General features: G+C 55.6%; 19 protein-coding genes and 1 other annotated feature. Of the genes, 9 read left to right on the top strand and 10 right to left on the bottom strand.

Annotated elements, in window-relative coordinates; translation table 11 throughout:
• Nucleotides 1–17: 17 nt before the first annotated feature.
• On the bottom strand, nt 18–1,577 hold the full coding sequence (locus ACSVHP_RS06705) for an EAL domain-containing protein (RefSeq protein WP_447551354.1): 1,560 nt from the start codon (nt 1,575–1,577) through the stop codon (nt 18–20).
• Between the two features lie 234 nt (nt 1,578–1,811).
• On the opposite strand from ACSVHP_RS06705, the gene ACSVHP_RS06710 reads away from it, so the two are divergent.
• Nucleotides 1,812–2,072, top strand: coding sequence for a type B 50S ribosomal protein L31 (locus ACSVHP_RS06710; RefSeq protein WP_234675199.1), 261 nt, complete (start codon nt 1,812–1,814; stop codon nt 2,070–2,072).
• A 2-nt stretch (nt 2,073–2,074) separates the two neighbouring features.
• Complete coding sequence (gene ykgO / locus ACSVHP_RS06715; RefSeq protein WP_003859006.1) at nt 2,075–2,215, top strand: type B 50S ribosomal protein L36; 141 nt, start codon at nt 2,075–2,077, stop codon at nt 2,213–2,215.
• Here the strand turns inward: ykgO and ACSVHP_RS06720 are convergent.
• On the bottom strand, nt 2,212–2,922 hold the full coding sequence (locus ACSVHP_RS06720; protein WP_447551355.1) for a GNAT family N-acetyltransferase: 711 nt from the start codon (nt 2,920–2,922) through the stop codon (nt 2,212–2,214). The two genes, ykgO and ACSVHP_RS06720, sit on opposite strands and share 4 nt — an antisense overlap.
• Nucleotides 2,923–3,020: 98 nt before the next feature.
• Between ACSVHP_RS06720 and pdxR the strand changes: the two genes are divergently transcribed.
• Nucleotides 3,021–4,472 (top strand): MocR-like pyridoxine biosynthesis transcription factor PdxR, encoded by a 1,452-nt coding sequence (gene pdxR, locus ACSVHP_RS06725; RefSeq protein WP_447551357.1) that lies wholly within the window; start codon nt 3,021–3,023, stop codon nt 4,470–4,472.
• On the opposite strand, the gene ACSVHP_RS06730 is transcribed toward pdxR, so the two are convergent.
• The 6 genes from ACSVHP_RS06730 to acrA form a co-directional block, all read right to left on the bottom strand.
• Nucleotides 4,447–4,911, bottom strand: a complete 465-nt coding sequence (locus tag ACSVHP_RS06730; protein WP_234675186.1) for a YlaC family protein — start codon at nt 4,909–4,911, stop codon at nt 4,447–4,449. The genes pdxR and ACSVHP_RS06730 overlap by 26 nt on opposite strands.
• Nucleotides 4,912–5,025: 114 nt before the next feature.
• A complete protein-coding gene (gene maa / locus ACSVHP_RS06735) occupies nt 5,026–5,577 on the bottom strand; it encodes a maltose O-acetyltransferase (RefSeq protein WP_447551358.1) in 552 nt (183 codons plus the stop codon).
• Nucleotides 5,578–5,787: 210 nt separating this feature from the next.
• The gene (locus ACSVHP_RS06740) at nt 5,788–6,006 is read right to left on the bottom strand and encodes an HHA domain-containing protein (protein ID WP_014069157.1); all 219 of its coding nucleotides are present in this window, start codon (nt 6,004–6,006) and stop codon (nt 5,788–5,790) included.
• A 27-nt stretch (nt 6,007–6,033) separates the two neighbouring features.
• Entirely contained in the window at nt 6,034–6,408 is a 375-nt protein-coding gene (tomB, locus tag ACSVHP_RS06745; RefSeq protein WP_176611029.1) for an Hha toxicity modulator TomB, read from the bottom strand.
• Nucleotides 6,409–6,921: 513 nt separating this feature from the next.
• The gene (acrB, locus tag ACSVHP_RS06750; RefSeq protein ID WP_234675188.1) at nt 6,922–10,068 is read right to left on the bottom strand and encodes a multidrug efflux RND transporter permease subunit AcrB; all 3,147 of its coding nucleotides are present in this window, start codon (nt 10,066–10,068) and stop codon (nt 6,922–6,924) included.
• Nucleotides 10,069–10,090: 22 nt separating this feature from the next.
• The gene (gene acrA / locus ACSVHP_RS06755; RefSeq protein WP_417313653.1) at nt 10,091–11,284 is read right to left on the bottom strand and encodes a multidrug efflux RND transporter periplasmic adaptor subunit AcrA; all 1,194 of its coding nucleotides are present in this window, start codon (nt 11,282–11,284) and stop codon (nt 10,091–10,093) included.
• A 140-nt stretch (nt 11,285–11,424) separates the two neighbouring features.
• Here acrA and acrR point away from each other — a divergent pair, with 140 nt between their 5' ends.
• Nucleotides 11,425–12,078 (top strand): multidrug efflux transporter transcriptional repressor AcrR, encoded by a 654-nt coding sequence (gene acrR / locus ACSVHP_RS06760; protein WP_447551359.1) that lies wholly within the window; start codon nt 11,425–11,427, stop codon nt 12,076–12,078.
• Nucleotides 12,079–12,186: 108 nt separating this feature from the next.
• Nucleotides 12,187–15,540 carry a mechanosensitive channel MscK gene (gene mscK, locus ACSVHP_RS06765; protein ID WP_447551361.1) on the top strand — a complete coding sequence of 1,118 codons (3,354 nt, stop codon included), beginning with the start codon at nt 12,187–12,189 and terminating at the stop codon, nt 15,538–15,540.
• Here mscK and rsmS read toward each other — a convergent pair.
• Nucleotides 15,537–15,734, bottom strand: a complete 198-nt coding sequence (gene rsmS / locus ACSVHP_RS06770) for a pleiotropic regulatory protein RsmS (RefSeq protein WP_447551362.1) — start codon at nt 15,732–15,734, stop codon at nt 15,537–15,539. The genes mscK and rsmS overlap by 4 nt on opposite strands.
• A gap of 12 nt (nt 15,735–15,746) precedes the next feature.
• Complete coding sequence (gene priC / locus ACSVHP_RS06775) at nt 15,747–16,274, bottom strand: primosomal replication protein N'' (protein WP_417313651.1); 528 nt, start codon at nt 16,272–16,274, stop codon at nt 15,747–15,749.
• A gap of 50 nt (nt 16,275–16,324) precedes the next feature.
• Between priC and ACSVHP_RS06780 the strand changes: the two genes are divergently transcribed.
• The 4 genes from ACSVHP_RS06780 to ACSVHP_RS06795 all read left to right on the top strand — a co-directional run bounded on the left by ACSVHP_RS06780 (nt 16,325) and on the right by ACSVHP_RS06795 (nt 19,810).
• Nucleotides 16,325–16,702 (top strand): DUF454 family protein, encoded by a 378-nt coding sequence (locus ACSVHP_RS06780; RefSeq protein WP_417313650.1) that lies wholly within the window; start codon nt 16,325–16,327, stop codon nt 16,700–16,702.
• Between the two features lie 152 nt (nt 16,703–16,854).
• Complete coding sequence (apt, locus tag ACSVHP_RS06785) at nt 16,855–17,406, top strand: adenine phosphoribosyltransferase (RefSeq protein WP_000127359.1); 552 nt, start codon at nt 16,855–16,857, stop codon at nt 17,404–17,406.
• A gap of 88 nt (nt 17,407–17,494) precedes the next feature.
• Nucleotides 17,495–19,423 carry a DNA polymerase III subunit gamma/tau gene (gene dnaX, locus ACSVHP_RS06790; RefSeq protein WP_447551363.1) on the top strand — a complete coding sequence of 643 codons (1,929 nt, stop codon included), beginning with the start codon at nt 17,495–17,497 and terminating at the stop codon, nt 19,421–19,423.
• Nucleotides 18,753–18,817, top strand: a sequence feature (DnaX frameshifting element). It overlaps the preceding gene by 65 nt.
• A 54-nt stretch (nt 19,424–19,477) precedes the next feature.
• A complete protein-coding gene (locus tag ACSVHP_RS06795) occupies nt 19,478–19,810 on the top strand; it encodes a YbaB/EbfC family nucleoid-associated protein (RefSeq protein ID WP_010428194.1) in 333 nt (110 codons plus the stop codon).
• Nucleotides 19,811–19,821: the final 11 nt, after the last annotated feature.

Raw genomic sequence — 19,821 nt, forward strand, 5'->3', positions numbered from 1 at the left:
CTCTGTGCGCACCCGGACTACGGGTGCGCGAGATTGGTTTCAGCCCACAGAATAAATTCCGTTTTCGGCAGCGCCTTGCTGTAAAACCAGCCCTGGCCGTACTGCACGCCGTGTCGATGCAGCCAGGCAAGCTGTCCCGCCGTTTCAATGCCCTCGGCCACCATCGCCAGATCCAGTGATTTCGCCATTTCGATAATGTGCGGCGTCACGTTTTTGTACTCCAGCGCATCAACGAAAGACTTATCGATTTTCAGGGTATCGACGTCCAGATCCTGAAGGTAGCTGAGGCTGGAATAGCCCGTTCCAAAATCATCAATGTGTACCGCATGGCCCGCACGGCGAAACGCGGCGATGGCGGGGGCGCTGATTTTCGGGTCGGCAAATCCGCGCTCGGTAAGCTCCAGCGCAATCTGCTGCGGATGCAGGTGCCACTTATTCAGCAGCCGACTCAACAGCGGCAACAGCTTGCCGGAGAGCAGATCGGCAGGTGCAAGGTTAATGGAGATATGCTGATCAGGATGTTGCTGTAACCAGCCGCCCATATCTTCGAAGACCTTCTCAATAACCAGCTGGGTGAGCTGGGTGATCAGCCCGGTCTGCTCGGCCAGCGGGACAAAAATATCGGGCGACAGATGGCTCCCGTCCGGCTGCGGCCAGCGGATGAGCGCCTCGGCCCCGACCAGCTTTCCGCTGCCGAGTGCCACAATCGGCTGATAATGAACCACAATTTCGCGGCTGTTGATCGCATCCAGCAGGCGATTTCGCGGAGATTGCAGGCGTCGCAGAATGCGCAAAACAAACAGCGCGGCAACCAGGCTGACCAGAAAACCAAACGGCAGCCAGAAGAGCAGCTGCTCATGCCAGTTTTTATCGAGTGGCTGAAGGGTTGCCCAGGCGACGACGGTTAAGCCCAGTTCAGGCACTGGCTTTGAGATATACATCGAGCCTTTATATTGCAGACGCGTCGCGTCTTTATTTTCCAGCTGCTTACGCACATGAGGATCCAGCGGATTGCTGCTGGCGAACACGAGGTTACTGGCGGTGCCGATCAGCGCCGCGTTGATGGGAAGCGCGCCAAAGGGGATAACGTCGACCAGCGATGAGGGATCGACCATCACCACGTAATTTCCCCGCCCGAGCGCGGCCATGTAGTGATGTAAGCCGAGATCGTTTTGCTGCGTAAGCCAGGCGTTGTAACCGTCGCTGGTGATTCGCATCGGCGGAGGATACGGCGCTGAATGGCTGGCGACTTCCAGCGAGGAACAGACGGGCCTGAGATTGTCGAGGTACATCACCTCCTGGATATAGCGCCAGGAGAAGGCCACCCGGCGCATCTCGCGCAGATGCGGGCGGCTGCACGGCAGGCCGGTAAAGTTGTGGAGTTCCGTCAGCGCGTCTTTGGCCTGCTGCACCACCCTATCCGTGCGGATCAGTACGCGCGACGAGTAGCTGTCCAGCGCGTCGATAAATATCTCTTCAGCCTGTCGGTGCGCCAGCCAGACGCTGAGGCAAATGGGAACCAGCACGGAAAAGATCAGAATGCCGGTCACCAGGCTGACCAAATGTCGGGTTCTCATGCAGCAATGTCCTTTCTCGAATGCCCGCTCCCGGAGCATTGAGCCTGCGCGCCAGAGGAGAAATAATTTATCGCGAAATGATACAGTTATAGCACGTGGCGGGGGGACGTTTTTAGTCCGGGACGAGATTATCAGAAAAAAGATCGGTTGAGCGATCTGCCGGGCAGGGGTTGTTTTTGTAAAATGACTCGGGTAGTATTTTGTTATGTTATAACAATACATGAAGAGGCTATGATGAAACCTGGTATCCACCCGGCCTATCGCACCGTTGTGTTTCACGACACCAGCGCGAATGAATATTTTAAAGTAGGTTCGACCATTAAAACCGACCGCGTGATTGAACTCGACGGCGAAACGTTTCCCTACATCACCATCGAGGTGTCGTCAAAATCGCATCCGTACTATACCGGCAAGCAGAAAACCTTCTCGACGGAAGGCAGTGCGGCGCGCTTCCGTCAGCGTTTTGGCGGCTTCCTTAATGCGAAACGAGGCTAACCATGCAGGTACTTAACTCGCTGCGCAGCGCCAAACAGCGCCATCCCGACTGCCAGATAGTCAAACGCAAAGGTCGCCTGTACGTCATTTGCAAATCCAATCCGCGCTTTAAAGCCGTACAGGGACGTAAGAAAAGACGCTAAAAGCGCGTTTCTCGCCAGCTTTCCAGGGATCGTACCTGCTTGCCATCGGCGGTAAAATTGTCGGTGGCAAGCCAGCTTTCAAAGGCGCTTTCCAGCGCAGGCCACTCTTTATCAATAATTGAAAACCAGTCGGTATCCCGGTTGTGTCCTTTAATTACCAGCGCCTGACGAAAACGTCCTTCATACTGAAACCCCAGACGCAGCGCCGCCCGGCGTGACGGCTCGTTGAAGCTATTACACTTCCACTCATAGCGGCGATAGCCCAGCGTCGTGAACGCGTAACGCATCAGCAGAAACTGCGCCTCTGTCGACATTGGCGTGCGGCTCAGCAGCGGGGAGAAATGCACGTGCCCGACTTCCATCACGCCATTTTTAGGATCGATTCGCATCAGCGCCAGCGATCCCACCGGCGCGCCCGTCTGGTTGTCGATCACCGCCAAATGGATCGGATCGGGTAAATCGCAGACGCTGGCGATCCACTGTGCAAATTCACCGACCGTTGCATCCGGCTCGCGCAGCAGCCACGTCCAGCTGCGGGTATCTTCTGCCCGCTGGTGGGCGGTGAACAGCGCTTCGGCGTGCTCCACACGCAGCGGCTCCAGGCGGCAGTAGCGCCCGTTAAGCTGCACTCTGGACGGATGCTGGCGCGGCTGCCAGTCAACAAGCGGCTCTCCGACAGGTTGCCCAAACTGATTGAATGTATTCATGTTATTCCCCGTGGCGTTGAAAGAAACTCAGGTTAGGCAATTACTGGTTCCATAAGAAGATCCACCAGGCTATGTTTTTATGGAACCACGGAGGAGAAATGAACATACCCGGCGACGATTTTTATGCACTGCTTTTGGAAACGCTGAACGCGCGGGGAGCCGACACCCTGCAACGCACGCTCTACCTCGGCCTGCGGGAGGCCATCCTGAGCGGCAGGTTACAGGCGGAGAGCCGTCTGCCCGGCTCCCGGGTTATCGCCGGGCAGCTTGGGCTGTCGCGCAACACCGTCAACGCCGCGCTGGAACAGCTCACGCTCGAAGGGTATTTGATGCGAAGCCGCCAGGGCACGCGGGTGACCCGCCTCGCACCGCGCGAAATTACGCAGGAAGTGCCTGCCGTGACCCTCGCAACGCGCGTTGCCCGTCTTCCCGCGCCCACGCCGCGCGGCACGCCGGTCCCCGCGTTTACGCCGGGCACGCCCGCAATCAACTATTTCCCGCTGCCGCTCTGGCGACGGCTCTACGACCGCGTTCTGCGTGAAGAGGGGAGCGCGCTGCTGGGCTATGGCGATCCGGCGGGCGAGCCCTCCCTGCGCGAGGCCATTGCCCGCCATCTTGCCCTGTCGCGCGGCATTAACTGCGATGCCAGCCAGATTGTCATCACCGAAGGGGCGCTCGAAGGGGTCAATCTTTGCACTCTGCTGCTGAGTGAACCGGGGGATACGGCGTGGGTTGAGGATCCCGGCTATGCGGGGGCGAAAACCGCCTTTTCCAGAACCGGATTGACGATGGTCGGAATGCCCGTTGATGAGGAAGGGATGTGCTGGGAAGGGCGGCAGGCGAGCCGCCCGAGGCTCATTTTTACCTCGCCATCGCACCAGTTTCCTTACGGCAGCGTGCTCAGCGCGCGCCGTCGCCTGGCCCTGCTGACCCTGGCGCAGCAGCAGGACGCCTGGATCGTCGAAGACGATTACGACAGCGAGTTTCGCTACAGCGGGGAGCCGGTTCCGGCGATGTCGGGCATGGTCAAACAGGCGCCGGTGGTCTATCTGGGCACCTTCAGCAAAACGCTGTTTCCGTCCCTGCGCATCGGTTTTATGGTATTGCCCCCGTCGCTTGCGAAGGCCGCGAGTCCGGCGATTGGGTCGTTGCTGCGGGGTGGACACCGGGCCGAGCAGCGAACGCTGGCGCTGTTTATCGAAGAGGGACATTACGCGCGGCATCTGGCCGCGATGCGTCGGTTATATCGCAAGCGCTATCGACAGTTACGCGAGGTGTTGAACGCCGAACTGCACGTTAGCCATCGCGTGCTGGCGGGAGAGGGGGGAATGCATCTGACGGTGGCGATAGACGGTATCGATGATAACGCGATTGTGCAGCAGGCAAAGGCGTATCACCTCGCGCCTGCCGCATTGAGCGGGTATTACCTTGATTCATCAACCGGACAAACCGGCCTGGTGCTGGGCTACGGCAATACCTCGGCGTCTCAGTTCACGCCGGGGATCCGGCGTTTACAAACGCTCATTACGCAGCAGCGCGGGAGAGCGTAAAGACGTCATAAAACGACAGGTCGCCTTTGGTGGAGACCATTTTCTGGAGCTTCTCTTTTTGCCCGCTATCGACCTGCGGCGAACGCAGAATGCTGTCGATAAGCTCCGACGGCACGTAGCGGGTGTTGTACCACTCGCCGTTATAGCAGACGCGAAAATCGAGCACGTCGATATCCTCGTAGCGATAGCGCGGGTTGACGTCAAAAAAGAAGAACGCGTTGAACACCACAAACAGCACCACCAGAAGCCAGACGGAATCGACCAGCGTTTCGGAGCGCAGCATCACAATCAGGGTGGCCAGCCAGGCGGCGTACATCGCCACGAAGAGGCCCGGATGTTTGCGGATAAAGCTGATGCTAAAGCGCGGGCGATTGTCGCGCTTTTCGCGGATATTAAGGTCGTCGATGGTGGCGGTGAGCAGGCGCTGTATCTCGGTCATTTTTTGCCTTCATGAGTAATAAAATACAGGGATCTGCCTAGTGTAAGGGAGCCGATGGGGTGAAAAAAGTAACAGTTACGCGGGGAAAGATCATAACAGTTACCCGGCACGGCCTCAGAGCATTTTTATGATTCTGGCGGGGTTACCGCCCACCACCGCGTTAGCCGGAACATCTTTCGTGACCACCGCCCCGGAGGCCACCACGACATTATCGCCAATCGTCACGCCGGGGTTAATCACCGCGCGTCCACCGATCCAGACGTTATGCCCGATGGTGACCGGCTTGCCGAATTCCAGGCCGCTGTTTCGCTCGGTTGGGTCCAGCGGATGGGTTGCGGTATAGATATGCACGCCCGGCGCCAGCATACAGTTGTCGCCAATGTGGATAGGGCAGACGTCGAGCATCACGCAGTCAAAGTTCGCGTAGAACGCTTTGCCGAGGTAAATATTGTAACCATAATCACAGCGGAAGCTGGGTTCGATATAAGCACCTTCACTTTTTCCGAGTAATTCGGCAAGGATCTCACTGCGCACTTTTTTATCATCAGGCGCGGTGTGGTTATAGCGGTGGATCAGATGGCGAGCGCGCAGGCGATCCGCGCGTAGCGTTTCGTCGCCAGGGCGATAAAGTTCCCCGGCAATCATCTTCTGTTTTTCTTCACTCATGGAAGCCTCCTGGTTAATGTCATCCTCTATAACCTACTGAGGCTTAACCAGAAAGGGAACGTTCCCGACAGAGTGATGTGATGACAATCACAACATTGTTGCTGATGAGCACATTTGGTACGGGGGCCTGTCTGATAAACAGGAATCGTCATGCGAAAGGTGAATTCAGCTTAAAAAGTGGTGTACTGCCTCAAAGGTCAATATTCGTCATTAACGAACAAACTTCCATACAGAAGAGGGAATTTTGTCATAAAGCTTATTCATGGTGAGCTCGGCAAGACGATGGTCAGCGGCTGAATAAAATACAGCCAGTTCATTATCTGAAAGCTCGTATTTGTTTTTTTCAATAACACGTTCGAGGGTGTCAATTGACTGACAACGTCGCAAGCGCAGCAAATAATCGATTTTAGTGAGTGGTTTATCAGACATAAATTTACCTTAAACTTTGTAATAATTTTAACAGGAAAGGCTAACAGGATTGGCTCTGCTCACGTTGGTAAAACAGCGGAATAGGCGATTTCCTGATTTACGCCATTTCTGCAAATCCTGTGCGTTAATGCCGTAGCTGCTGAACAACATAAAGGTGTCATCCAGGTATTCGTCAATTTGCTCAATCAGCTTATTATCTTCATTGTACTTAATTTTATAATTAAGTGCGAAGGTCGCAATATGCTCGATCAACTCATTTAACTGTAAATTGATAGCAGAGGTCGGGTCGTTCACCCAGCCGTGATTACTTTCATCAAGATTGGCAAGACAGTCATGGTACAAGGATTCGCAGAGAAATTTCAACTGCGCGATATCATGCCTTTTTGGCGAGTACTCGTCCATAGCGCATCCCCTTTTGAGTGATTTCTTACTCACCGAGCATTTATGTCGGGATGGATACAACTTGCTTAGCCGCAACGGGTGCTGTGTTCCTGATAGCTTAACTATAAGCCACTCCTTTCAAGATTTCACCGCGCTATTACGAAAAATTACAAATAAAAGGCGTGGTTGCGGACGCTTAGTCAGGAGGCAAAGGCAAATGTACCTTTTAAATCGTAATCCGGGCAGGCTTGTTTTGCCCTTCCTTATGATTCATCGGGTTAGTGTAAAGCTTCAAATGGAGTATTTTTTCGGACTTCCTGCAAATTCTTTGATTTGTTAGGAATATTCCTAATAATCTACGGTAAGAATTATAATTAAAAAAACCTTAAGATTGTCGATTAAGTTAAGTCTTAAATATGATATGTCTTATTTGGATTGCAGAAAATAAATAGACTTGCAATAAGTGTATTTTATGAATTTTCCTGAAAAAGAAAAAGGCCGCAAATGCGGCCTTTTTTAGGTATGAAACCGGTATCAGTGGTGTTCTACTGAGTGGGTGTGCTCAATATCTTCATTCTTGCGGCTAAAGCGGCGGCGTACCACCACGAAGAACACCGGCACGAAGAAGATCGCAAGCACCGTCGCGGTGACCATACCGCCCATTACGCCTGTACCTACTGCGTTCTGCGCGCCGGAGCCCGCACCCGAGCTGATAACCAGCGGCATAACGCCGAGGATGAACGCCAGGGAGGTCATCAGAATTGGACGCAGACGCATACGTACCGCATCCAGCGTCGCCTCAATCAGCCCTTTACCCTCTTTCTCCATCAGATCCTTGGCGAATTCTACGATAAGTATCGCGTTCTTCGCCGACAGGCCAATGGTTGTCAGCAGGCCCACCTGGAAGTAAACGTCGTTCGTCAGGCCACGGAAGGTGGCGGCAAGCAGCGCACCGATAACCCCCAGCGGAACCACCAGCATAACGGAGAACGGAATCGACCAGCTCTCGTACAGCGCTGCCAGACACAGGAACACCACAATCAGTGAAATGGCGTACAGGGCAGGGGCCTGGTTACCGGACAGACGTTCCTGATAGGACATCCCCGTCCAGTCATAGCCGATACCCGCAGGCAGTTTGCCCGCCAGCTCTTCCATCAGGTTCATCGCTTCACCGGTGCTTCGACCCGGTGCCGCCTGACCCAGGATTTCCATGGATGGCAGACCGTTATAGCGTTCCAGACGCGGTGAACCGTATTCCCAGTGCGAGGTCGAGAAGGCCGAGAACGGCACCATCTGCCCGTTGCTGCCGCGCACGTACCAGTTGTTGATATCGTTCGGCAACATACGGTATTCCGCTTCGGACATCACGTACACCTTCTTCACACGACCGCGGTCGATGAAGTCGTTGACGTAGCTACCGCCCCAGGCCGCGCCCAGCGTGGTGTTGATGTCGCTGATGGAAACGCCCAGCGCCTGCGCTTTTTCCTGGTCGATATCGATTTTGTACTGCGGCGTATCTTCCAGGCCGTTAGGACGCACGCCGACCAGCAGGTCAGGGTGTTTCGCCACTTCGCCGAAGAGCTGGTTACGCGCCTGCGTCAGTTTTTCGTGACCCAGACCGCCCTGGTCGATCAGCTGGAAGTCAAAGCCGGTCGCCGTACCCAGTTCAACAATCGCTGGCAGGTTAAAGGCGAAGACCATCGCATCTTTGATCTGCGAGAAGGCGCCCATTGCGCGGCCGGTTATCGCTTCAACTTTGTTCTCTGAACCCGGACGATCCGCCCAGTCTTTCAGGGATACGAAGGCAATACCGGTGTTCTGACCACGACCCGCAAAGCCAAAGCCGTTAACCGCAAACACGGATTCAACGTTCGCTTTTTCTTTGGTGAGGTAGTAATCGGTCACTTCATCCAGCACTTTCTGGGTACGCTCTTGCGATGCACCCGCCGGAAGCTGCGCCATCGTCAGGAACACGCCCTGGTCTTCGTCAGGCAGGAACGAGCTTGGCAGACGAACGAACAGGAACGCCATGCCCACCACGATGATGATATAGAGCAGCAGATAACGACCGGTGCTGCGCAGGATGTTGCCCACGCTGTCGGTGTAGTGGTGCGTGCTCTTATCAAACATGCGGTTAAACCAGCCAAAGAAGCCTTTATGCTCGCCGTGACCGCCTTTCTGAATCGGCTTCAGCATGGTCGCACACAGCGCTGGCGTCAGGATCAACGCAACCAGCACCGACAGCGCCATCGCCGACACGATGGTGATGGAGAACTGACGGTAAATCGCACCGGTGGAGCCACCGAAGAAGGCCATCGGGATAAATACCGCCGACAGCACCATCGCGATACCGACCAGCGCGCCCTGGATCTGACCCATAGATTTACGGGTCGCTTCCTTCGGCGGCAGGCCTTCTTCCGACATCACACGCTCGACGTTCTCGACCACCACGATGGCGTCATCCACCAGCAGGCCGATGGCGAGCACCATCCCGAACATCGTCAGGGTGTTTATCGAGTAGCCAAACAGCGACAGGATCGCGAAGGTCCCGAGCAGTACCACCGGCACGGCGATGGTTGGGATCAGCGTCGCGCGGAAGTTTTGCAGGAACAGATACATCACCAGGAATACCAGGATGATCGCCTCTACCAGCGTTTTAACCACTTCGTGAATCGAGATTTTAACGAACGGCGTGGTGTCATACGGGTAAACGATTTTCAGACCTGACGGGAAGAAGGGTTCCATCTTCTTCAGCTCTGCACGGATCGCCGTCGCGGTGTCGAGGGCGTTCGCCCCGGTCGCCAGTTTGATACCCAGACCCGACGCAGGCTTACCGTTGAACTTAGCGATTACGTCGTAGTTTTCACCGCCCAGCTCCACTTTTGCCACGTCACGCAGGCGAACCTGAGAACCGTCCTGATTCACCTTCAGCAGAATTTTGCTGAACTCATCGGCGGAAGTCAGACGGGTCTGCGCAATGATAGAGGCGTTAAGCTGCTGGCCTTTCACCGGCGGCGTACCGCCTAGCTGACCGGCGGCCACCTGGGCGTTCTGCGCTTTAATGGCGCTGATCACGTCAACCGGCGTCAGCTGGAAGTTGTTCAGTTTGTTCGGATCCATCCAGATACGCATCGCGTACTGGGAACCGAACAGCTGCACGTCACCCACACCAGAAGTACGGCTGATGGCGTCCTTCATGTTGGCGCCCACGTAGTCGGAAATATCCTCCTGCGTCATGGTGCCGTTGGTGTTGATAACGCCGACAACCATCAGGAAGCTGCTGGACGATTTCTCGACGCTCACGCCCTGCTGTTGTACTTCCTGCGGCAGCAACGGCATTGCCAGTTGCAGTTTGTTCTGCACCTGAACCTGCGCGATATCCGCGTCAGTGCCTGACTGGAAGGTCAGGGTGATCTGAACGGTACCGGTTGAGTCACTGTTTGAGGACATGTACATCAGGTTATCGATACCGTTCATGTTCTGTTCGATAACCTGCGTAACGGTATCCTGCACCGTTTTCGCATCAGCACCCGGGTAGGTTGCGGAGATTGTCACCGCCGGTGGCGCAATCGTTGGATATTGCGCGACAGGCAGCTTCAGGATCGCAAGTCCCCCGGCTAGCATGATGATTATGGCGATCACCCATGCGAATATGGGGCGATCGATAAAGAAATTAGGCATGTCTTAACGGCTCCTGTTTAAGTTAAGACTTGGTTTGTTCTGACTGACCGTTGGCTGCGGCTTTTTGTTGATTGTCAGAAGCGACTTCCTGCGCTTTTACCTGGGCGCCAGGGCGGACTTTTTGCAGACCAGTGATAATGACGCGATCGCCATCTTTCAGACCTTCCGTCACCAGCCATTTATCGCCAATCGCCTGCGTTGCAGTGATATTGCGCGTTTCGACTTTGTTATCAGCACCCACCACCAGCGCGCTCGCATCGCCACGCGGCGTACGGGTCACACCCTGCTGAGGCACCAGAATGGCGTTCGGATTAGTCCCTTCTTCCAGACGTGCGCGAACGAACATCCCTGGCAGCAGATTCTTATCCGGGTTAGGGAAAATCGCACGCAGGGTGATCGAACCGGTAGTCTGGTCGACGGTCACATCAGAAAATTCCAGTGTGCCCGTTTGGGAGAACTTGATACCGTCATTGGTAATCAGCTCCACTTTGGCTTTGCCGTTTTCTTGCTTCAGCGTGCCGTTAGCCAGCTCTTGCTTCAGACGCAGGAAATCGTTGCTGGATTGAGTGACGTCAACGTAGATAGGATCAAGCTGCTGAACGGTAGCCAGCGCATTGGTTTGGCCGTTCTGTACCAGCGCACCTTCCGTGACGGAAGATTTACCCACGCGACCGCTGATAGGGGAGGTCACTTTGGTATACGCCAGGTTGATACGGGCAGTTTCAACAGCCGCTTTTGCCGCAACAACGGCAGCGCTGGTCTGTTGTGCATCGGCCAGGGCAGTATCGTAATCCTGTTGGCTGATGTACTGCGTACCGAGCAGCTTTTTGTAACGGTTCAGCGTGACCTGAGAGATTTTCGCAGCGGCTTCAGCCTTCGCTAAATCGCCTTTGGCGCTTTCATAAGACGCCTGATAGGTTGCTGGATCAATCTGATACAGAGACTCACCGGCTTTCACGTCACCGCCTTCGGTGAAGTTACGTTTCAGGATGATGCCACTCACCTGAGGACGAACTTCAGCAATGCGGTAAGCGCTGGTGCGGCCGGGTAATTCTGTTGTGATTTGTAGAGGTTCGGATTTGAGCGTAACGACACCAACTTCTGGCGCCTGCTGTTCTCCCTGTTGAGCCTGTTTCTCATCACATCCTGTTAGCGCTAAGCTGCCTGAGAGCATCAGAACGACCGCCAGAGGCGTTAACCCTCTGTTTTTGTTCATATGTAAACCTCGAGTGTCCGATTTCAAATTGATCAATGGTCCTAAGTCAAAAACCCATTGCTGCGTTTATATTATCGTCATGCTATGGTACATACATTCATAAATGTATGTAAATCTGACTCCTGTAAATTCACTCACCTATGGCACGAAAAACCAAACAACAAGCGCTTGAAACTCGTCAACACATACTTGATGTGGCGATGCGTTTGTTCTCTCAGCAAGGTGTCTCGTCAACCTCACTGGCTCAGATTGCTCAGGCCGCGGGTGTTACGCGGGGGGCGATTTACTGGCACTTCAAAGACAAATCAGATCTGTTTAGTGAGATTTGGGAACTTTCAGAATCCAGCATTAGCGACTTAGAAACTGAGTATCGGGCAAAATTCCCCGACGATCCACTCTCAGTATTGAGAGAAATTCTAGTATATATCCTTGAAGCCACGGTCGTTGAAGAGCGTCGTCGCCTTATGATGGAAATTATCTATCATAAATGTGAGTTTGTTGGCGAAATGGCGGTGGTTCAGCAGGCACAACGCAGCCTGTGCCTGGAAAGCTACGACCGCATCGAATATACGCTAAATGAATGTATTCAGGCAAAATTGTTACCCGCAAATTTGCTCACCCGCCGGGCGGCCATCTTAATGCGCAGCTACGTGTCGGGACTGATGGAAAACTGGCTTTTCTCCCCCCAGTCATTTGACCTGAAAAATGAAGCCCGCGATTACGTCGCCATTTTGCTGGAAATGTATCAGTTCTGCCCAACGCTTCGCGGCGAGTCGCCTTCGCTGTCCGCCTGAGTTTTTCCAGGAAATATCTCATAGATTCAGTATCGCGCTATTCTGCTTAAGACGGGCGTGATATTCTGCACGCCGGACTATTTTCGGTCATTCTCAGACATCCAATTCATGACTATGCTGCACTTTAGATGCTCGCAAAACCCTGTTTTTGCTTTTGTTTTTCTCATGCTGTTTTTCTTCGCGGCAACCCCTTCTTCCTATGCTCGTTCGGACAGCGCAACGGATATTCCTTCGCGTGCGGATGTCCAGGCGCAGCTTGATTCTCTGAGCAAACAAAAAGCGCTGTCTCCACAGGACAAGCTTGTTCAGCAGGACTTAACCGAAACGCTTGAAACGCTTGATAAAATTGAGCGAGTTAAGGCCGAAACTATCCAGCTGCGGCAAAAAGTGGCGCAGGCGCCGGACGTGATGCGTAAAGCCACCGACGCGCTGAGTGCGTTAAGCGATGTGGATAGCGATGATGAAACGCGGAAAACGCTGGCCACGCTCTCCCTGCGCCAGCTTGAGTCGCGCGTTGCCCAGCTGCTGGACGATCTGCAAACCGCGCAGTCCGATCTCTCCACCTACAACAGCCAGCTTGTATCGCTGCAAACCCAGCCGGAGCGCGTGCAGAACGCGATGTACTCGGCTTCCCAGCAGCTTCAGCAAATTCGTAATCGTCTGAACGGCACCACGGTGGGGGACGGGGCGTTACGTCCGACCCAGCAAACGTTGCTCCTCGTTCAGCAGTCTCTGCTCAACGCGCAAATTGAACAGCAGCGTAAGAGCCTGGAAGGAAATACGGTTTTACAGGATACGCTGCAAAAACAGCGCGATTATGTGACCGCCAATATCAACCGTCTTGAGCATCAGCTCCAGCTTTTACAGGAGGCGGTTAACAGCAAACGCCTGACCTTGACGGAAAAAACGGCGCAGGAGGCGGTATCGCCGGACGAAACGGCCCGCATTCAGGCCAATCCGCTGGTTAAGCAGGAGCTGGACGTTAACCATCAGCTCAGCCAGCGCCTGATCCAGGCGACGGAAAACGGCAACTCGCTGGTTCAGCAGAATATTAAGGTCAAAAACTGGCTGGACCGCGCGCTCCAGGCCGAACGCAATATTAAAGAGCAGATCGCGGTACTGAAGGGCAGCCTGCTGCTGTCGCGCATTCTCTACCAGCAGCAGCAGACGCTGCCGTCCGCCGATGAGCTGGAGGACATGACCAACCGCATCGCGGATTTACGTCTGGAGCAGTTCGACGTTAACCAGCAGCGCGACGCGCTTTTCCAGAGCGACAGCTTTGTCGCCAAAGTGGAAGAGGGCCATTCCAGCGAGGTCAATCCTGAAGTTCACGACGCGCTGTTGCAGGTTGTCGATATGCGCCGCGAGCTCCTCGACCAGCTCAACAAGCAGCTTGGCAACCAGCTGATGATGGCCATCAACCTGCAAATCAACCAGCAGCAGCTGGTGAGCGTATCGAAAAACCTCCAGGAGATCCTGACCCAGCAGATTTTCTGGGTAAACAGCAACAAACCGATGGACTGGGACTGGATCAAGTCCTTCCCGGAAACGCTTAAATCCCAGATTAAAAGCATGAAAATCACCGTGAACTGGGAGAAAGCCTGGCCAGCGGTGATGATCGCGTTCCTGGCTGGACTGCCGTTACTGCTGATTGCCGGACTGATCCGCTGGCGTCTGGGATGGCTAAAACAGTACCAGGCGAAGCTGGCGCATGAGGTGGGGCAGCTGCGTAACGACAGCCAGCTGCATACGCCAAAGGCGATCCTGATTGATTTAATCCGCGCGCTGCCGGTGTGCCTGCTTATTCTGGCGGCGGGTCTGATCCTGCTCACCATGCAGCTGAATATCAGCGATCTGCTGTGGGCGTTCAGTAAAAAGCTGGCGCTGTTCTGGCTGGTGTTCGGCCTGTGCTGGAAGGTGCTGGAAAAAGACGGCGTGGCGGTGCGCCATTTCAACATGCCGGAACAGCTGACCAGCCACTGGCGTCGTCAGATTGTCCGCGTCAGCCTGGCGCTGCTGCCGCTGCACTTCTGGTCGGTGGTCTCTGAGCTCTCCCCGCTGCATCTGATGGATGACGTGCTGGGACAGCTGGTGATTTTCCTGAACCTGCTGCTGATCGCCGTGCTGATGTGGCCGATGTGCCGCGACAGCTGGCGCGATAAAGAGTCGCACAATATGCGTCTGATCACCGTGACCGTACTGGCGATTATTCCGCTGGCGCTGATGGTGCTGACCGCAACGGGGTATTTCTATACTACCCTGCGTCTGGCGGGCCGCTGGATTGAAACCGTCTACCTGGTGATTATCTGGAACCTGCTGTTCCAGACCGTGCTGCGCGGTCTGAGCGTGGCCGCGCGCCGCATTGCCTATCGCCGCGCCATTGCGCGTCGTCAGAATCAGGTGAAAGAGGGTGCGGAAGGCGCAGAGCCGCAGGAAGAGCCGACGATTGCCCTTGAGCAGGTCAACCAGCAGACGATGCGTATCACCATGCTGGTGATGGTGGCGCTGTTCGCGGTGATGTTCTGGGCGATCTGGTCCGATTTAATCACCGTGTTTGCTTATCTCGACAGCATTACCCTGTGGCAGTACAGCGGCACGGAAGCGGGTGCCTCGGTCATGAAGAGCGTCACCATGGGCAGCCTGCTGTTTGCCATTGTGTCGTCGATGGTCGCCTGGGCGTTGATCCGCAACCTGCCGGGGCTGCTGGAAGTGCTGGTGCTGTCGCGACTGAACATGCGCCAGGGCTCCTCCTACGCTATCACCACCATCCTGAACTACGTGATCCTGGTGGTGGGGGCGATGACGGTCTTCGGCTCGCTTGGGGTGTCTTGGGACAAGCTGCAATGGCTGGCGGCGGCGCTCTCGGTTGGTCTGGGCTTTGGCTTGCAGGAGATCTTCGGTAACTTCGTTTCCGGCCTGATTATTCTGTTCGAACGTCCAGTGCGCATTGGCGATACCGTGACTATCGGGACCTTCTCCGGGACGGTCAGCAAGATCCGTATTCGTGCGACCACCATTACCGACTTCGATCGTAAAGAGGTGATCATCCCGAACAAGGCGTTCGTGACCGAGCGCCTGATCAACTGGTCGCTCTCTGATACCGTTACCCGCGTGGTGATCCGCCTCGGCGTGGCCTACGGATCGGATCTGGATAAGGTAAAAGAGGTGCTGCTGCGCGCGGCGATGGAACATCCGAAGGTGATGCACGATCCGGCGCCGTCGGTCTTCTTCACCACCTTTGGCGCCAGCACGCTGGATCACGAGTTACGTCTGTACGTGCGTGAACTGCGCGACCGCAGCTACGCCGTGGACGAACTGAACCGCACTATCGATCGTCTGTGTCGTGAAAATAACATCAACATCGCCTTCAACCAGCTTGAAGTCCATCTGCATAACGAGAAGGGTGACGAGCATACGGAAGTGAAGCGCGAGATTAAGGGTGATGACCCCACTCCGGCTTAATCTTTTTTCCCTTTTCCCTCTCCCTGTGGGAGAGGGTTAGGGTGAGGACAGCAGGCCTTCACCTTTCCTTCAAAATCTCTGCGCACAATCTCCAGCGCCTTAAGCACCGTTTCCGCCGGCAGTTCATGGTTTTCCAGCAGCATAATTAAGTCCACGGCCAGCTTTACTTCATCCGGGGCGTTTTCCAGCGACATCAGGTGCTCCTTTTAGCGGGTCAGTCGTTCTATGACGCGTTCAATCTCATCCAGCGCCTGACGGCAGCGAACGATGCGTCCTTCCAGTGCGGTGATTTCCCGCATTAATAATTGCTGTTCTTCCAGCGTTTCGCTGTTATTCAGCCGGGCTTCGCGCTCGCGCTTCATCTCGAACAGGCGGCGCTCGAACTCCTGATTTTCCAGCCGCTTGCGCTGCCATTTGCCGAGGCCCGGCGACGGCGAGTCCCAGGCGCGGAGCGGCCAGGCCGCAATCTCACGGTGCAACGCGGTGACCTGTTCGGTCAGATGCTCCGCAAGCCAGGCAACCTGCTCCTGCTGTCCGCTCTCGACCGCATGGCGGAGTTCATCAAGGTTTGTCTGCGCTTCAGCGAGGTAATCCTGAATCAGCGTGCTGCGTGTGCGAAAAAGCTGTCGGTCGAAGCGCGGTTTCAGCGTCGCGTGCCCCATCAGCGGGGTGGCCTGCTCACGCAGGAGGGCCAGCTGATTTTGCAGCGTATTCAGAAGCAAGGCTGTTTTCAATGCGCTCTCCAGTGGTAAAGTAGCCGTTCAGTTTGATAACGATTCGCATTATGCAGCGTACTATTTTAATCATCATTGGCTGGCTCGCGGTAGTGCTTGGCACGCTGGGCGTGGTTTTGCCGCTACTGCCCACCACGCCGTTTATTCTGCTGGCGGCCTGGTGCTTCGCCCGCTCGTCGCCGCGCTTTCACCACTGGCTGCTGTATCGCTCATGGTTTGGCGGCTACCTGCGCCACTGGCAAAAACACCGCGCGATGCCGCCTGGCGCAAAGCCGCGCGCGATCCTTTTCATCCTGGTGACCTTCGCCATCTCGCTCTGGATGGTGAAGATGATGTGGGTGCGGATCCTGCTGCTGGTGATCCTCACCGGCCTGCTACTCTTTATGTGGCGGATCCCCGTGGTGGATGAAAAGCAACAAAAGCACTAACGCCTCATAATGTCTGTTGCAATTATCCCGCGCAGCCAGTAAATTCGACCGTTTTCGAGCACAGGCGCACCTGGTTAAAGGTTAATCAATTGTTACTTTAACCCCTCTTCGCGTGCCCTGTGAGTAACACTGTTTCATTTAGGCACAAACCGATGACCGCAACTGCACAGCAGCTTGAATATCTGAAAAACAGCATCAAAAGCATCCAGGATTATCCAAAGCCTGGCATTCTTTTCCGTGATGTCACCAGCTTGCTGGAAGACCCGAAAGCGTACGCGCTCAGCATTGAACTGCTGGTCGAGCGTTATAAGAACGCCGGGATCACCAAAGTAGTAGGGACTGAAGCCCGTGGCTTCCTGTTTGGCGCACCGGTTGCGCTGGCGATGGGCGTGGGTTTTGTGCCGGTTCGTAAACCGCGCAAGCTGCCGCGCGAAACGATCGCCGAGAGCTACGAGCTGGAATACGGCACCGATCAGCTGGAGATCCACGTTGATGCGATCAAACCAGGCGACAAAGTGCTGGTGGTGGACGATCTGCTGGCGACCGGCGGCACTATCGAAGCAACCGTGAAGCTGATCCGCCGTCTGGGTGGGGAAGTGACCGACGCCGCATTCATCATTAACCTGTTCGATCTGGGCGGCGAGCAGCGCCTCGAAAAACAAGGTATTACCAGCTACAGCCTTGTGCCATTCCCGGGGCATTGATCCCGATTGTCACAACCTCGCTCAATGGGTGAGGTTGTGATAGCATTCCCCTCCATAAATTCACCTTCCAGCGTTGCAGAGCCTGCCCATGAGTTATCAGGTGTTAGCCCGTAAATGGCGACCACAAACCTTTGCTGACGTTGTCGGTCAGGAACATGTGCTGACGGCCCTGGCGAACGGCTTGTCGCTAGGTCGCATCCATCACGCCTATCTTTTCTCCGGTACCCGCGGTGTCGGTAAAACCTCTATCGCCCGTTTGCTGGCGAAAGGTCTGAACTGCGAAACCGGGATCACCGCCACGCCGTGTGGCGTGTGCGACAACTGCCGTGAAATCGAGCAGGGCCGTTTTGTCGATCTGATTGAGATCGATGCCGCGTCGCGCACCAAAGTGGAAGATACCCGTGACCTGCTGGATAACGTCCAGTACGCCCCGGCGCGAGGCCGCTTCAAGGTCTACCTGATCGATGAAGTTCACATGCTGTCGCGCCACAGCTTCAACGCCCTGTTGAAAACGCTGGAAGAGCCGCCCGCGCACGTGAAGTTCCTGCTGGCGACCACCGATCCGCAAAAGCTGCCGGTGACGATCCTGTCGCGCTGCCTTCAGTTCCATCTCAAGGCGCTGGACGTTGAACAGATCCGCGCCCAGCTTGAGCACATTCTCGACGAAGAGAAGATTGTCCACGAGCCGCGCGCGCTGCAACTGCTGGCGCGTGCCGCAGACGGCAGCCTGCGCGACGCCTTAAGTCTTACCGATCAGGCGATTGCCAGCGGTGACGGAAAGCTTTCAACCGATGCCGTGAGCACCATGCTCGGCACCCTGGACGACGATCAGGCGCTGTCGCTCATTGAAGCGATGATTGCCGCCAACGGCGAGCGCGTAATGTCGCTGGTCAACGCGGCGGCCGCGCGCGGCGTCGAGTGGGAAGGACTGCTGGTTGAAATGCAGAGCCTGCTGCACCGCGTGGCGATGCTGCAACTCTCTCCGTCGGCGATTGGCGCGGACATGGCGACCATCGAACAGCGTATGCGCGAGCTGGCGCGTACCGTGCCGCCAGCCGACGTGCAGCTTTATTACCAGACGCTGCTGATTGGCCGTAAAGAGCTGCCGTTCGCTCCTGACCGCCGCATGGGGGTTGAAATGACCCTGCTGCGCGCGCTGGCGTTCCACCCGCGTAAACCGTTGCCGGAGCCGGAAGTGCCGCGGCAATCCTTCGCCCCGGTGGAGCCGACGGCGGTGATGTCGCCGCAGCAGGTATCGCCACAGCCGACGCCGCCGCCGCAGCAAAACGTGCCGCTGTCGGATGCCACCAGTTCGGTACTTGCCGCACGAAGCCAGTTGCAGCGTGCGCAGGGAGTAACCAAACCAAAAAAGAGTGAACCGGCAGCGCCAGGACGAGCGCGGCCGGTGAACAACGCCGCGCTTGAACGACTGGCTTCGGTAACGGAGCGCGTTCAGTCGCGCCCTGCGCCCACCGCGTTCGAGCAAAAAGCCCCGGTGAAGGAAGAGGCTTACCGCTGGAAAGCGACCACTATTATCGAAACGGTAAAAGAAGAGGTCGCCACGCCGAAAGCGCTGAAAAGGGCGCTGGAGCATGAAAAAACGCCAGAGCTGTCGGCGAAGCTGGCTGAAGAATCTATCGAGCGCGACGCCTGGGCCGCTGAGGTCAGCAAACTCCAGCTGCCGAAGCTGGTGGAGCAGGTCGCGCTCAACGCCTGGAAAGAGCAGGAGGGCAATCAGGTCCGCCTGCATCTGCGTCCGGGCCAGCGCCATCTCAATTCCCCTGGCGCACAGAAAGCGCTGGCCGAGGCGCTTGCCGCATTACAGGGGGCGCCGGTTGAATTGACTATCATTGAAGATGATAATCCGGCGGTGCGAACGCCGCTTGAGTGGCGGCAGGCGATTTATGAAGAAAAACTCGCGCAGGCGCGTGAGTCGATTATTGCGGATAACAACATCCAGACCCTGCGTCGTTTCTTCGATGCCGATCTGGATGAAGAGAGTATTCGCCCCATTTGATCGTGAGTCTGACTTACGGTTGTAATCATTAAACGTGAAAGAAGAGAGAAGCCTATGTTTGGTGGTAAAGGCGGTCTGGGTGGACTGATGAAGCAGGCCCAGCAGATGCAGGAAAAAATGCAGAAGATGCAGGAAGAGATCGCTCAGCTGGAAGTCACGGGCGAATCTGGCGCGGGTCTGGTCAAAGTGACCATCAACGGTGCGCACAACTGCCGCCGCGTTGAAATCGATCCAAGCCTGCTCGAAGACGACAAAGATATGCTGGAAGATCTGGTCGCGGCGGCATTTAACGATGCAGCGCGCCGTATCGACGAAACCCAGAAAGAGAAAATGGCCTCTGTCTCCAGCGGTATGCAGCTGCCGCCTGGCTTCAAAATGCCATTCTGATGAAAAAAGCG

The sequence above is a fragment of the Enterobacter sp. 186315 genome (assembly GCF_053290175.1).

Bases quoted from the DNA above. Each gene is read 5' to 3' on its own strand.
- acrB (WP_234675188.1), bottom strand. From the start codon at position 10,068: ATGCCTAATTTCTTTATCGATCGCCCCATATTCGCATGGGTGATCGCC.
- tomB (WP_176611029.1), bottom strand. From the start codon at position 6,408: ATGGACGAGTACTCGCCAAAAAGGCATGATATCGCGCAGTTGAAATTT.
- maa (WP_447551358.1), bottom strand. From the start codon at position 5,577: ATGAGTGAAGAAAAACAGAAGATGATTGCCGGGGAACTTTATCGCCCT.
- mscK (WP_447551361.1), top strand. From the start codon at position 12,187: ATGACTATGCTGCACTTTAGATGCTCGCAAAACCCTGTTTTTGCTTTT.
- ACSVHP_RS06720 (WP_447551355.1), bottom strand. From the start codon at position 2,922: ATGAATACATTCAATCAGTTTGGGCAACCTGTCGGAGAGCCGCTTGTT.
- ACSVHP_RS06710 (WP_234675199.1), top strand. From the start codon at position 1,812: ATGAAACCTGGTATCCACCCGGCCTATCGCACCGTTGTGTTTCACGAC.
- ykgO (WP_003859006.1), top strand. From the start codon at position 2,075: ATGCAGGTACTTAACTCGCTGCGCAGCGCCAAACAGCGCCATCCCGAC.
- ACSVHP_RS06740 (WP_014069157.1), bottom strand. From the start codon at position 6,006: ATGTCTGATAAACCACTCACTAAAATCGATTATTTGCTGCGCTTGCGA.
- dnaX (WP_447551363.1), top strand. From the start codon at position 17,495: ATGAGTTATCAGGTGTTAGCCCGTAAATGGCGACCACAAACCTTTGCT.
- ACSVHP_RS06795 (WP_010428194.1), top strand. From the start codon at position 19,478: ATGTTTGGTGGTAAAGGCGGTCTGGGTGGACTGATGAAGCAGGCCCAG.
- rsmS (WP_447551362.1), bottom strand. From the start codon at position 15,734: ATGTCGCTGGAAAACGCCCCGGATGAAGTAAAGCTGGCCGTGGACTTA.
- acrR (WP_447551359.1), top strand. From the start codon at position 11,425: ATGGCACGAAAAACCAAACAACAAGCGCTTGAAACTCGTCAACACATA.
- acrA (WP_417313653.1), bottom strand. From the start codon at position 11,284: ATGAACAAAAACAGAGGGTTAACGCCTCTGGCGGTCGTTCTGATGCTC.
- ACSVHP_RS06780 (WP_417313650.1), top strand. From the start codon at position 16,325: ATGCAGCGTACTATTTTAATCATCATTGGCTGGCTCGCGGTAGTGCTT.
- pdxR (WP_447551357.1), top strand. From the start codon at position 3,021: ATGAACATACCCGGCGACGATTTTTATGCACTGCTTTTGGAAACGCTG.
- ACSVHP_RS06730 (WP_234675186.1), bottom strand. From the start codon at position 4,911: ATGACCGAGATACAGCGCCTGCTCACCGCCACCATCGACGACCTTAAT.
- apt (WP_000127359.1), top strand. From the start codon at position 16,855: ATGACCGCAACTGCACAGCAGCTTGAATATCTGAAAAACAGCATCAAA.
- ACSVHP_RS06705 (WP_447551354.1), bottom strand. From the start codon at position 1,577: ATGAGAACCCGACATTTGGTCAGCCTGGTGACCGGCATTCTGATCTTT.